We start from the raw sequence: 13,331 nt of genomic DNA, 5'->3' as shown, positions 1-13,331 counted from the left end.
CAAGAGATGTCCCTGACGTGCGCAAGCTGCATCGGGTAGAATTGCCGCCTATTTGATCAGCCAAGAAGCTCGCCCATGGCCCTGCCTTCCACTACGTACAAAATTGAGATGAACCTCACCGATATCGATCGTGGGGTTTATCAAAACTTGCGCTTCACTGTTGCTCGGCATCCGTCGGAGACGGAAGAGCGTCTGGCTGTTCGCCTGATTGCCTATGCGCTGTTCTACGACGAGCAGTTGGCGTTTGGTCGTGGCCTGTCTGATGTTGATGAGCCAGCGTTGTGGGAAAAAAGCCTGGATGACCGTGTGCTGCACTGGATTGAAGTGGGCCAACCAGACAGCGATCGCATCACCTGGTGTTCGCGGCGTACTGAAAAGTTCAGCTTGGTTGCCTATGGCAGTCTGCGCGTGTGGCAGACCAAAGTTCTGGCACCGGTGTTGAGCCTGAAGAACATCAATGTGGTGGCGCTGGGGCAGGAAGAATTGGCCAACTTAGCGCTGGATATGCCACGTGCGTTGAACTGGAGTGTGATGATCAGCGACGGTGAGTTATTTGTCACCGATGAGCGCGGCCAGCATGAGATTCCGATGGAGTGGCTCAAGGGCGAGCGCAGCTAAGCATTGAAATTGCCGAGGGTGAACGGCGCCTGCCCACCCTCAGCTGTATCACGCTTCAATCAGGTGCAATCAAGACATCCAGAACTTGATAAACGAGTCGAACGACAACACCACACCGACGCACGTCGCAAGCACGGCTAGTATGCCAAAGCCGAGCATCCAGTTCGGGTGGTGATAGTCCTTGCCGACGATACTCGGTTTCTTCGCCGCGATCAGAATGCAGCCCAGTGCCAAGGGTAGAACCAGCGCGTTAAGCGTGCCTGCCACGACCAACACTTTCACGGGCTGGCCAACCAGGCTGTAGATAAGTGTTGAGCACACAATAAAGGCAATGACCACGCCTTGGTTGTGGCGTTTGATGCCTTCATGCAGCGAGTACATAAAGCTTACGCTGGTGTACGCCGCGCCAATGACTGAGGTGATCGAAGCGGCAAGCAGCACGACACCAAAGATTTTGTAGCCGATCGTGCCCATCGAGTGTGAGAACACCGATGCGGCTGGGTTGCCTGGGTCAAGGATCAAGCCCTGGCTGACGACACCCAGCGCAGCGAGAAACAGGCAAACCCGCACCACGCCAGTGGTGGCAATACCGATGACTGCCGCGCGGGTGACTGCTGTTACATTTTCGATGCCAGTGATGCCCGCATCCACTAAGCGGTGACCACCGGAGAAGGATATGTAGCCGCCGACAGTGCCGCCGACCAAGGTCACTATTGGCAGCAGCAGAAGCATTGGATCATCAGGGTTGATGCTCTGCGACAACGCTTCAAGCAGCGGTGGGTTGGATTGCAGCATGGCGTAACCGATCATGCACAGCATCACCAGACCCAGCAGTTGCATCACTTTGTCCATTACCCTTGCCGCGTTGCGCATCAGGAAAATGCCGATGATGGCGATGGCGGCAATGATTGAGCCAATGACCGGCGGTACACCAAATAGCACGTTCATGGCCAGGCCTGCGCCGCCAATGTTGCCGATGTTGAAGGCGATACCGCCGAGTACGATAAACCCGGAAACCAAATGGCCAACACCTGGTAAAACTTTATTGGCGACATCCTGGCCGCGCAGGTTGGAGACGCTCAGTACGCGCCAGATATTTAATTGTGCGCCGATATCAATCAGCAATGAAATCAGAATGGCAAACGCGAAGCTGGCCATGTATTTGGCGGTGAACAACGATGTCTGGGTGAGAAACGCCGGACCAATTGATGAGGTCGCCATGATAAAAATCGCGCCGCGCATTACGCTGCGCTGCTGCCCGGGGGCGGTGTTGAGAGTGCTTGCCGTAGGTTGCATGAGTACCTTCTTTTTTTTTGGAGTTTGGCAGGGCGGTTTTACAAAAGCGGTGCAGTCAAAATTGTTATTGTGCGAAGCCTGTCAGTATTTGTTTGCCTAGATCACGCCGAGCTGCTCGTTGCGCAGATCGCAAATAAGCATGTGCCCTGGGGCGTGGGTAATCGCCAGTTCGGGTTTGCTGTGCATGGCAACCGCCTGCGGGGTGACGCCGCAGGCCCAAAACACCGGTATCTCACCATCAGCCAAGCGTGACGCTGTGCCAAAGTCGGGTTGGGATAAATCATCAATGCCCAAGGCCGCCGGGTCGCCAATGTGTACGGGCACGCCATGCACGCCGGGAAAGCGGGATGTCACTTGGACTGCGCGCACGACTTTGTCAGCGGGCATCGGCCGCATGCTCACCACCATCGGCCCGCTGAACTGGCCCGCCGGACGGCATTGGCGGTTGCTGATGTACATGGGCACGTTGTGCTGGTCTTCGATATGCCTGACTGGTACGTCATTGGCCAGCAGCGCGCTTTCAAAGCTGAAACTGCAACCGATCAGAAAGGCAACCATATCGTCTTGCCAGTGGCTTGAGATATCGCAGGTTTCTTCATCGAGCACACCGTGGCGGTATATCCGGTACTTGGGCAAGTCGCTGCGAATGTCTGCACCGGGTGCGGCATATCGAGAAACGGCTGAGCCCACATCAGTTACATCCAACAGCGGACAGGCTTGTGGATTGCGCTGGCAGAACAACAAAAAATCATAGGCCTGCGCTTGTTTGACGATCAGCAGATTAGCCTGGGCAAAACCGGCGGCCAGGCCAGCTGTTGGTCCGGTAAACTGTTGGCTGCGAATCAGCTGGCGCAGTTGCTCGGGGCTCAGCTCGTTTAATTGCTGCATGTTTTGGGATCCTTGAGGCATTAAACCCACTGGGCCAGTTGGCGCAGGTGCAGGCGCTGAGCCGACTCCAGCGCCATGGGTTTGAGCTGCAGTTCAGTGCCGGGCAGGCACTGCGCCAATTGGGCCACCGCTGTTGGCGTCAATGCGCCAAGGCGCGGATACCCACCAATGGTTTGGCGGTCATTGAGCAGCACGATCGGTTGACCATCACTTGGTACCTGTATTGCGCCAAGGGGCACGCCTTCAGACACCATTTGCTGGCGCTCGCAGCGCAGTGCCGGGCCAAGTAGGCGAATGCCCATGCGGTCAGCGCGCTGATCAACCTGCCATGTGCTGTTGAATGCATCGAACAAACTCTGGCCGCTGAAATCAGCAATCTGCGCTCCTAAGACCACAGGCAGCAGGATTTTTCCTGAGCGTTGTGGCGTTTGGCTTGCGCTCAACTCGCGCGGTTCTGGGGGATTGCCGGATTTGTGCCACTGAAGTTGGTCGTCGGCTTTGAGTGGCTGTCCATCGCCTTGCAAGCCACCGAGTTGGTCACGCTTGACGCTTGAACAACTGCCCAGCACTTGCGGGGCGACAAAACCACCGGGCGCTGCGAGGTAAGCGCGTACCCCATCTACTGGATTCTGAAAGCGTAAGCGCTGACCTTTGCGCACGGTAAAACTGCGCCAAGGCGTGATGGTTTGGTCATCGAGCTGAGCGCCAAGATCGGCGCCACACAGCGCCAGGCAGGTATCGGCTTCGGCGAGTAATTCAAGGTTGCCAAGGGTGATCTCAATCACCGGCGCGTTGAGCGGATTGCCGAGCAGCCAGTTGGCCCAGTTTTGCGCAATCCAGTCTGCGCCGCCCCCCTGGGTTACACCGAGATGACGTACGCCTACGCGACCGGTGTCGTGCAGGTTTGCCAAAGCGCCACTGCGTTCTATTAATAGGCTCATGGCTTGGCCTCAAAGGCTGTGTCATCACCACCAAGTGTGATGAACTCAGCGTGATCAATGGGTACAAAACGCACTCGGTCACCAGGTTGTAGCAGGCTGTAGCCTTCTAATTCGCGGTCAAACAAGCGTGCAGGGCTGCGCCCGATTAGGTTCCAACCGCCCGGCGATTGCAGCGGATAAATCGCGGTTTGCCGGTCAGCAATCCCTAAACTGCCAGCCGGGACTTGCTGGCGCGGGGTGCTTAGGCGGGGGCTGGCGAGCACTTCATCAACCAAGCCCATAAAGCCAAAGCCGGGGGCAAAGCCAAGGGCGAAAACCTGATAAGTGTGTTCACTGTGCAGCTTGATAACGCCGGCATCACCGAGGCCGGTGCGCTGGCCAATTATGGGCAGTTCTGGGCCGACTTTGCGGTCATACCAAACGGGAATCTGCAACTCACGCCCGGCACCACGGGTTTGCGGTTGCAGGTCAGTTAGCGCTTGATGAATCAGTGCGCGCGCTTGGCAGTCGTCAATTTTATTCAGGTCGTATTGCAGCAGCACGGTGGTGTAGGAGGGCACCAACTCCAGCAGCGCGTCAGCGAAGCGCTCACGCAGGCGCTCGGTTGCCGCCAGCAACCAGGGCATGTTGTCTTCTGCGATTTCGTCGAACAGGCGCAGCATCAAGCTGTCGATAGCAATCACTTCAATACGCAGTTTCATGCCGTAAGCGCCTTCAAGGCAGCGCGAATCTGCTGCACTGCTGCGATCGATCCGGCGTTATCACCATGTACGCAAAGAGTGTCAGCGCGCAGTTGCAAGGCACTGCCATCCTCAGCGACCAGTGCTGTATGGCTGGCAAGGTCAGTGGCCTGTTTGATGATGGTTTCAGCGTCGTGATGGACAGAGCCTGGCTTAGCACGCGAGACCAGCATACCGGCGGCGTCATAAGCTCGGTCGGCAAATACTTCAAACCACAGCTTGATTCCGATCTCATCGGCTAGACGTTGGCTGGCGCTATTATCGCGAGTCGACATCAGCATCAGCGGCAACTCGGGGTTATAGCGGGCGACTGCCTGCATAACTGCACGCAGTGAGTCCGGGTTGCGCATCATGTCGTTGTACATCGCACCATGGGGTTTAACGTAACTGACCTGGGTGCCTTCAGCCCGGCACATGCCTTCGAGTGCGCCAATTTGATAGAGCAGCATGTCTTCGATTTCCTGCGGGCTGCAGGCCATCGAACGGCGACCAAAACCGACCAGGTCGGGGTAGGCCGGGTGTGCGCCAATACGCACTTGATGCGCCACCGCGAGGGCAACGGTGCGGCGCATGATGCTGGGGTCTGAGGCGTGAAAGCCGCAGGCAATGTTGGCACAGTCGATGAACGGCATGACTTCAGCGTCGAGGCCCATGCGCCATGCACCATAGCTTTCACCGATATCACAGTTGAGGAGTAAACCACTCATTGAAATCCCCTGTTTATTATTGGCGTTCGAAAAGCGAACTAGAATTTCTTTGGCAAAACGATGATATTTTATCGATAAAACGTCAACGTATTTTTCCAAAGAATCTTCCGATCACCCATCTGCCAGACAAATGGCTTTGTTGTATGCTTGCCTGCAAACAACGCTTGAATCGGCAAAAAACCGTATAACAAACTCTAGCTCAACCACGGATTTCAAATGATCGACGGTAACTCTTCACGGTCCACGCGCAGCTCTATTGTGGCCTCTAGCCACCTTGCAGAGCAGTCGCAGGAACTCTCGCAAATGGAGTTCGGCATGATCATCGCGGGCAACGCCTTTATGCGTTGGATGGAGCGCTGCATGAAGGCTGCTGGCGGCGTTGAAATGAATGCGCTGGATGTGATGGTGCTGCACAACCTGGTGAGTCGAGGTCGGGCTAAACGCCAGGCCGACATCTGCCTGCTGCTGAATATTGAAGACACCCATACAGTGACCTACGCCCTGAAAAAGCTCAGCAAGCTCGGGCTGGTTGTGGGTCAAAAGCAGGGTAAGGAAATGTTCTATCAAGCCACCGCCAAGGGGCTGGAACTGTGCGCTGAGTACACTGAAATTCGTCAAGAATGCCTGATCTCGGCCTTTGAAAATTTAAATATCAACCCCGAGGACATTCATCGCCTCGCCGGTATGTTGCGGGCAATGTCCGGGCTTTATGACCAAGCCGCACGCGCCGCTACCTCTTTGTAGCGTCTATCTTTCTGTAAAAACTGCATAAGTGCTTTGTTGTGCAGCCATCTTGGGTACTGAGTTAATGCGTATTGAGCCTCGTCCACTGCCGGATATCCTGCCTGATCTGGGCAGCTTGCCACCTTTGCTGACGCGCTTGTATGCAGCGCGGGGTGTGCAAACTATCGCTGAGCTGGATAAAGGTCTGGCGCGATTAATTCCCTACCAGCAGCTCAAAGGTATTGAGGCCGCTGTTGACCTTTTAGTGATTGGCCTCGAACAACGCCAGCGTATGTTGATTGTTGGAGATTTCGACGCAGATGGTGCCACCGCCAGCACAGTGGGCGTGCTGGGCTTGCGCATGCTCGGAGCGGCCCACGTCGATTACTTGGTGCCTAATCGCTTTGAATATGGCTACGGATTGACCCCTGAAATCGTTGCGGTGGCCCTTGAGCGCGAGCCGCAATTGCTGATCACCGTGGACAATGGCATCTCCAGCGTCGAAGGTGTGGCAGCGGCCAAAGCTGCAGGGCTGACCGTATTGGTCACCGATCACCACTTGCCTGGGCCTGAGTTGCCAGCAGCGGATGCCATCGTTAACCCCAACCAGCCCGGCTGTGACTTTCCGAGTAAGGCCTTGGCCGGTGTCGGCGTAATGTTCTATGTGTTGCTGGCGCTGCGAGCGCGCCTGCGTGCAAACGGTTGGTTCACTGCGCGAGGCATACAGGAGCCAAACCTGGCCGAGTTGCTGGATTTGGTTGCGCTGGGCAGTGTGGCTGACGTGGTACCGCTGGATGCCAATAACCGCATTCTAGTGCACCAAGGCTTGGCGCGAATTCGTGCAGGCCGTGCGCGGCCCGGTTTGCGGGCAGTGCTTGAAGTTGCTGGTCGCCAGCATGGGAGGATCACCTCAACCGACCTCGGCTTTATCCTTGGGCCGCGCTTGAATGCGGCGGGACGCCTAGATGATATGAGCCTGGGGATCGAGTGCTTGTTGTGTGAAGACGACATGCTGGCCCGCGACATGGCTGTGCAGCTTGATCAGCTCAATCAAGACCGTAAAAGCATTGAACAAGGCATGCAGCGTGAGGCATTGGCGCAACTCAAAGACTTGCCGCTTGAGGATATGCCTTTTGGGTTGTGCTTGTTCGAGCCAGACTGGCACCAAGGCGTTATTGGTATTCTCGCTTCGCGCCTGAAAGAGCGTTATCACCGACCGACCATTGCTTTCGCTGATGCAGGCGATGGCCTGCTCAAGGGCTCGGCACGCTCGGTGCCAGGCTTTCATATTCGCGATGCGCTGGATGCCGTTGCGGCCAGACATCCTGGGTTAATCAGCAAGTTTGGTGGCCACGCGATGGCTGCGGGGCTGTCATTGCCGGAGCTTAACTTTCCAGCATTTGCCGAGGCATTTGATCATGAAGTGCGTCGCCAGTTGGTCGAGGATGACCTTACCGGGCGCTTATTCTCTGACGGCACATTGTCGATTGAAGAATACAACCTAGAGCTGGCGCGAGCACTGCGCAACGCCGGTCCTTGGGGGCAGCATTTTCCTGAGCCACTTTTCCATGGTGCATTTCAACTTCTACAGCAACGGTTAGTGGGGGAAAAGCACCTGAAAATGGTGCTTAAAACCGAATGTGGCGGCCAAACGTTGGATGCCATCGCATTCAATATCGACCGCGACCAATGGCCGAATCCAACCGTGCGCTGGGTCGAGTTAGCCTACAAACTCGATGTAAATGAGTACCGTGGCAATGAGACGGTGCAGTTGATGGTCGCCCACGTGGCTGCGCGCTAAAGCACTTCTGCAGCCATTGTGCGTGGGTATGGCAATGCACAGCTTGCCCACCAAGGCTGAATATCGAAGTGCTCAACTACGGGTATGCCAGCCTTGTTTTACCCTGATTGTTGAGCGCCATTTACCCAGGCGGTCTATGTCTAGCGCATGCATAAATAGACGCCTGTACGCCCACAGTCGGCAATATTTCGATGCACTCTGTTTGTAGGTTTCGCGCAACTGATGCGCTTAAATCTGGTCAATTTTATTAGACCCAAGGTTTATGACGCCTGTAGATTTGGCGCGGAGAATGAAATGAATACACGTGGATTGCTCGACCAATTACTCAAGTCCGGTCAAGACCTGATGCAGCAAAAGTCATCAGGCTCTCAAGGCGCTGCCAATAACTCAACCTCAAGCTCCAGCGGCGGTGGGTTAAGTGATGTTTTGGGTAGTGTTTTGGGCAAGTCAGGCGGAAGCGGTGGTTTGGGCAGCTTGCTCTCAGGTGCTGGTGGCGGTGCATTGGCTGCTGGGGCTATGGGCTTGTTGCTAGGCAATAAAAAAGCCCGAAAATTTGGTGGCAAAGCTCTGACCTATGGCGGCTTGGCAGCACTGGGCGTTATTGCTTACAAAGCTTATGGCAATTGGCAATCCCAGCAAGCGGGCAGTGTGCAGCAAGAGCCGCAAACGATCGACCGCTTGCCTGCGCCAGAAGCAGAGATTCACAGCCAGGGTATTCTCAAGGCGTTAGTGGCAGCCGCCAAAGCGGATGGCCATGTCGATGCCCGTGAACGCCAGTTGATTGAAGGCGAGCTAAGCAAACTGGCGGATGACCAATCATTGCAACGCTGGCTTGAAGCCGAATTGAACAAACCGCTGGACCCGGCCGATGTCGCCCGCGCCGCTACCACTCCGGAAATGGCTGCGGAAATGTACATCGCCAGCGTGTTAATGGTTGATGAAGAGCACTTTATGGAGCGTGCTTATCTTGAAGAACTCGCACGTCAGCTGAAGTTGGACCCTGCATTGAAGCAGGAGCTGGAAACGCAGGTACGAGCTGAGCTGATCCCTGCTTAACCTGCACGTTCTGGCTTCCTGGCTGTGTTGTTATGCAGCCTCCACCCAACCGCCCGAGGCAATTACCTTGGGCGTTTTTGTGTGTGCTTTGGGTGTGACTCGACTCACTTACTAGACCGAAGGGCGGTTCGCTGCTGGTGCGGTGCTTTTAGCTGGACTATGGTTTATTCGCTTAAATCGAGTGTATTCAGGCAGCGGAGGCATATATGAACACTAGCGGTTTACTTGAACAGTTATTACGCGCTGGGTTGTCGGGGCAGGGAGGCTCAAGCAAAGGCGCAGGTGGTATGGCGGGTGGTCTCGGAAGTGCTCTGGGTGGAGCGCTTGGCGGGCTGCTGGGCGGGTCGAACAGCACCTCTGCAAGTTCCGGAGGTCTTGGGGGCCTGGGTGGTTTACTGGGTGGTTTATTGGGCGGGGGCGGGCCTGCGGGACAGGCACAACCGCGCGCTACTAACGCCAACAGCGGTGGCGGTATGAGCATGAGCGGCTTGGCCACCATCGGCATGCTGGCTTATCAGGCCTATAGCGTTTGGCAAAAAAATCAGGCGCAAAATGCCGAAGTACCTGCGAGGGCTTCGGCTGCCATGGCCATGCCGCAAACCGTCGATATGCTTGCCGGTCCCGAGGTTGAGGAGCACAGTCACGCGATATTGCGTGCGCTGATCGCGGCATCCAAGGCCGATGGGCGTGTGGATGAGCAAGAGAAAAAATTAATCTACGGGGAAATCGCCAAGCTCACCTCTGACCCTGAGTTGCAAAGCTGGCTGGACCGCGAAGTCCGCAGCCCTCTGGATGCCACTGTGGTTGCTCAAGCTGCCAATAGCCCAGAAATGGCCGCTGAAATGTATTTGGCCAGTGCACTGTTGATCGGTGATCAGGAGGGCGGTGAGCGGCAGTACCTTGACCAACTGGCGGCGGCGTTACAGCTCAATCCTGGCTTACAGGCTCAACTTGAAGCACACGCACGTCCTCAGGGTTGATTGATCGTGGCAAGCATTGCCAGCCGCGTCCTGCGGCTGGCAAATTCATGCACCCGCATGGCCCGTATTTATTACTCCGACCAATAGATCATTCTGTTAGCACCGTTAAGGAGGTAGGCTGGCTCGTGGGCATATAAAAATTAGAAAGCGAGGCGTCAATGCAGCAACTTCTCGAGAGCTATGACTACCTGATCGTCGGTGCCGGGCCTGCCGGGTGTTTACTGGCTAATCGCTTGTCTGCCGACCCCAGTGTGCAGGTGTTGCTGCTTGAGGCGGGAGGGCGAGACAACTACCTATGGATTCACATTCCCGTAGGTTACCTCTATTGCATTGGCAATCCGCGCACTGACTGGTGTTACGACACCGTTGCCGAGGCCGGGCTCAATGGCCGCTCGCTGAAGTATCCGCGTGGTCGGGTGCTCGGTGGCAGCTCCTCTATCAACGGCATGATCTACATGCGTGGTCAACGTCAGGATTACGATGGCTGGGCGGCCGCGGGTAATTCAGGTTGGGCCTGGGATGATGTCTTGCCGCTCTTCAAGCGCACTGAAAACCACTATGGCGGTGACAGTGAGTTGCATGGTGGCAAAGGTGAGTGGCGAGTCGAACAACAGCGCTTGAAGTGGGATGTGCTGGAGTCGTTCAGGCAGGCCGCAGCGCAAACCGGCATCGCCAGTATCGAGGATTTCAACGGCGGCGATAACGAGGGTTGCAGCTACTTTCAGGTTAATCAGCGCCGGGGGATACGCTGGAACGCTTCCAAAGCTTTTTTGCGCGGGATCGAGCAGCGAGACAACTTACATATTGCGACCGACGCTGATGTGCAGCGGGCTATTTTGGCGGATGGCCGTGCCCAGGGACTGATCGTACGGGCTCAGGGGCGTGAGCAGACAATTAAGGCGCGCCGAGAAGTTATTTTGTGTGCAGGTGCGATTGGCTCTCCGGCGTTATTGCAGCGTTCGGGTATTGGCCCACGGCCACTATTGGAGCGTTTAGGTATCCCTGTACTGCATGAATTGCCAGGCGTTGGCGAGAACCTGCAGGATCACTTGCAATTACGCCTTATCTATAAAATCAGTGGGGTCAAAACCCTTAATCAAATAGCCTCAAAACTGACCGGCAAAATGGCCATGGGGCTTGAGTATTTACTCAAGCGTAGCGGTCCACTGGCGATGGCTCCGAGCCAGTTGGGCGCGTTTGCCCGTTCGAGTGCTGAGCAAACCAGCGCTAACTTGCAGTATCACGTGCAACCTTTATCGCTTGAGCGCTTTGGTGAACCCTTGCACGCTTTCCCGGCGTTTACCGCTTCGGTGTGTAATTTGCGCCCGTTCAGTCGCGGCAAAGTCGAAATTAACTCACTGGATAGCACGGCAGCGCCGCTGATTCAGCCCAATTACCTAACCGACCCGCGTGATTTGCAGGTTGCTGCCGAGGCAATTCGATTGACCCGGCAGATTGTTGCTGCGCCGGCGTTGGCTGCCTTCAAACCTGAAGAGTACAAGCCCGGTCCAAGTTATCAAAGCGAGCAGGATTTGCACCGTGCAGCCGCGGAGATAGGCACCACCATTTTCCATCCCGTGGGCACCTGCAAGATGGGGCAGGGCACCGATGCGGTGGTGGATGCCCAGTTGCGTGTGCACGGGGTTCGTGGCTTGCGAGTCGCCGATGCCTCGATTATGCCTAACATCGTTTCGGGCAATACCTGTTCACCTGTGTTGATGATTGCCGAAAAAGCGGCTCAGATGATCACGCAGGGCTGTGGCGCAGCTATGGTTAATAGCGCAGGCGTTCGATGAGTGACTTTTTGTGAAACAACAAAGTTGCTTTAGATAAGTCACTTGCGGTCGATACTCTGAGTCACTAGAGTCGCGACCATAGCCGCTAGCTGTAGGCTGCGGACCTGCACTGAATCAAGTATTTTCAAATCGGGGAAAACTGTGAAGAACTGGACTGTTCGGCTGCGTATTGTTGCAAGTTTTGCGGTTGTCATAGCCATTCTGCTGCTGCTTGCGGTCTATACCTACACCCGCCTTATGAATGTCGACAAGGAAGCAACGTCGGTTCAGCAAGATGCGGTTCCAGGCCTGTATCAGATCTCCAAAATTCGCAGTTTCTGGGTTGATCATATGCTGATGACTCAGCAGAGCCTGCTGAGTGCATCTGTAGGCCAGGGCGAAGCTGGGCCGAACAACCAGAGTGAGTTCGGAAAGAGTTTTGCGGCCAGTGAAAGTCAGCTCGACAAACAAATTAGCTTGTACAAAAAGACCGTATTCGATGAGGCCGATAACGAGCTGTTAGCTGCCTTTGAGCAAGATCGTGTGGATTACCTAAAACTTCACGCCGAGTACAAGGCGCTGGTAGATCAAGGGCAGCTCGCTCAGGCATCAGTCCTGGTAAGAGGTCCACTGGCCAGTAAATGGTTGCAAGGGCGAGATCAGCTCAATCAGCTGGTCGAATTAAACCGCAGCAACGCAACACTGGCAGTAAAAGGTATTTCTTCTGCTGTACATGCATTGGAAATCAGTACCGGTATTGCGGTATTGCTGGCTATGTTGATCGCTGGCATTTGTGGCTTTCTCCTGCTGCGGGCCATCACTACCCCGATTAAAGCTATTGTTAAAACCTTGCGGGTCATGGGTGAGGGCGATTTGTCGGTGCGCCTGAACTTGCAGCGCAATGATGAATTCAATGCGATCGAAGTTGGTTTCAATGACATGAGTGAAGCGCTTAAGGCTTTGGTGACCCAGGCTCAACGCTCGTCCGTGCAGATGACAACGGCTGTGACTGAAATTGCTGCAACCTCTAAGCAGCAGCAAGCTACGGTCACGGAAACTGCTGCAACCACCACCGAGATTGGCGCAACTTCGCGCGAGATTACGGCTACCGCACGCGATCTGGTGCGCACCATGGATGAAGTGTCCGGTACGGCCGAGCAAACTTCTGTGCTGGCAGGCTCTGGCCAATTGGGCCTGACTCGCATGGAAGACACCATGCACCAAGTCATGGGCGCGGCTGATCTGGTTAATGCAAAGCTGGCAATTCTCAATGAGAAGGCAGGCAACATTAACCACGTCGTGACCACCATCGTTAAGTTTGCAGATCAAACCAACTTGTTATCCCTGAATGCTGCAATTGAGGCTGAAAAAGCCGGTGAGTACGGCCGTGGTTTTGCGGTTGTGGCGACTGAAGTGCGGCGCTTGGCTGACCAGACCGCAGTGGCAACCTACGACATCGAGCAAATGGTCCGTGAAATTCAGTCAGCTGTGTCTGCAGGGGTTATGGGCATGGACAAGTTTTCGGAAGAGGTGCGTCGCGGTATTGCCGAAGTGGGTCAGATGGGTGAGCAGTTGTCGCAAATCATCCATCAGGTACAGGCGTTAGCGCCACGCGTACAGATGGTCAACGAGGGCATGCAAGCACAAGCAACAGGGGCTGAGCAGATCAACCAGGCCTTGGTTCAATTGGGCGAAGCCAGTGGTCAGACTGTTGAGTCGCTGCGGCAGACGGGCTCGGCAATTGATGAGTTGAACAAGGTGGCCAGCAGCCTGCGTTCCGGCGTTAGCCGCTTCAAGGTTTAAACC

General features: G+C 55.4%; 12 protein-coding genes. 7 read left to right on the top strand and 5 right to left on the bottom strand.

Annotated elements, in window-relative coordinates; all coding sequences use genetic code 11:
* Positions 1-75: 75 nt before the first annotated feature.
* Positions 76-618 carry a YaeQ family protein gene (locus tag ACIGCM_RS13550; protein WP_397502586.1) on the top strand — a complete coding sequence of 181 codons (543 nt, stop codon included), beginning with the start codon at positions 76-78 and terminating at the stop codon, positions 616-618.
* Positions 619-687: 69 nt separating this feature from the next.
* On the opposite strand, the gene ACIGCM_RS13545 is transcribed toward ACIGCM_RS13550, so the two are convergent.
* The 5 genes from ACIGCM_RS13545 to ACIGCM_RS13525 all read right to left on the bottom strand — a co-directional run bounded on the left by ACIGCM_RS13545 (position 688) and on the right by ACIGCM_RS13525 (position 5,190).
* Complete coding sequence (locus ACIGCM_RS13545; protein ID WP_397502585.1) at positions 688-1,914, bottom strand: NRAMP family divalent metal transporter; 1,227 nt, start codon at positions 1,912-1,914, stop codon at positions 688-690.
* A gap of 96 nt (positions 1,915-2,010) precedes the next feature.
* Positions 2,011-2,802, bottom strand: coding sequence for a putative hydro-lyase (locus ACIGCM_RS13540; RefSeq protein ID WP_397502584.1), 792 nt, complete (start codon positions 2,800-2,802; stop codon positions 2,011-2,013).
* 20 nt (positions 2,803-2,822) lie between these two features.
* Positions 2,823-3,743 (bottom strand): biotin-dependent carboxyltransferase family protein, encoded by a 921-nt coding sequence (locus tag ACIGCM_RS13535; RefSeq protein ID WP_397502583.1) that lies wholly within the window; start codon positions 3,741-3,743, stop codon positions 2,823-2,825.
* A complete protein-coding gene (gene pxpB / locus ACIGCM_RS13530) occupies positions 3,740-4,444 on the bottom strand; it encodes a 5-oxoprolinase subunit PxpB (RefSeq protein WP_397502582.1) in 705 nt (234 codons plus the stop codon). Before pxpB ends, ACIGCM_RS13535 begins: the two co-directional genes overlap by 4 nt.
* A complete protein-coding gene (locus tag ACIGCM_RS13525; RefSeq protein ID WP_397502581.1) occupies positions 4,441-5,190 on the bottom strand; it encodes a 5-oxoprolinase subunit PxpA in 750 nt (249 codons plus the stop codon). Before ACIGCM_RS13525 ends, pxpB begins: the two co-directional genes overlap by 4 nt.
* 216 nt (positions 5,191-5,406) lie before the next feature.
* Between ACIGCM_RS13525 and ACIGCM_RS13520 the strand changes: the two genes are divergently transcribed.
* From ACIGCM_RS13520 to ACIGCM_RS13495, 6 genes are all read left to right on the top strand, one after another.
* Positions 5,407-5,934, top strand: coding sequence for a winged helix DNA-binding protein (locus tag ACIGCM_RS13520; protein ID WP_397502580.1), 528 nt, complete (start codon positions 5,407-5,409; stop codon positions 5,932-5,934).
* 64 nt (positions 5,935-5,998) lie between these two features.
* The gene (gene recJ, locus ACIGCM_RS13515; protein WP_397502579.1) at positions 5,999-7,714 is read left to right on the top strand and encodes a single-stranded-DNA-specific exonuclease RecJ; all 1,716 of its coding nucleotides are present in this window, start codon (positions 5,999-6,001) and stop codon (positions 7,712-7,714) included.
* 294 nt (positions 7,715-8,008) lie between these two features.
* Positions 8,009-8,770, top strand: coding sequence for a tellurite resistance TerB family protein (locus tag ACIGCM_RS13510; protein WP_397502578.1), 762 nt, complete (start codon positions 8,009-8,011; stop codon positions 8,768-8,770).
* Positions 8,771-8,976: 206 nt separating this feature from the next.
* Positions 8,977-9,750, top strand: coding sequence for a tellurite resistance TerB family protein (locus tag ACIGCM_RS13505; RefSeq protein WP_397502577.1), 774 nt, complete (start codon positions 8,977-8,979; stop codon positions 9,748-9,750).
* Positions 9,751-9,908: 158 nt separating this feature from the next.
* Positions 9,909-11,546, top strand: a complete 1,638-nt coding sequence (locus ACIGCM_RS13500; protein ID WP_397502576.1) for a GMC family oxidoreductase — start codon at positions 9,909-9,911, stop codon at positions 11,544-11,546.
* A gap of 141 nt (positions 11,547-11,687) precedes the next feature.
* Positions 11,688-13,328, top strand: a complete 1,641-nt coding sequence (locus ACIGCM_RS13495; RefSeq protein WP_397502575.1) for a methyl-accepting chemotaxis protein — start codon at positions 11,688-11,690, stop codon at positions 13,326-13,328.
* The last annotated feature ends 3 nt before the right edge of the window (positions 13,329-13,331 follow it).

The sequence above is a fragment of the Pseudomonas sp. NPDC078700 genome (assembly GCF_044542375.1).
Classification (GTDB): Bacteria; Pseudomonadota; Gammaproteobacteria; order Pseudomonadales; family Pseudomonadaceae; genus Aquipseudomonas.
This window is presented reverse-complemented; position numbering and strand designations above follow the sequence as displayed.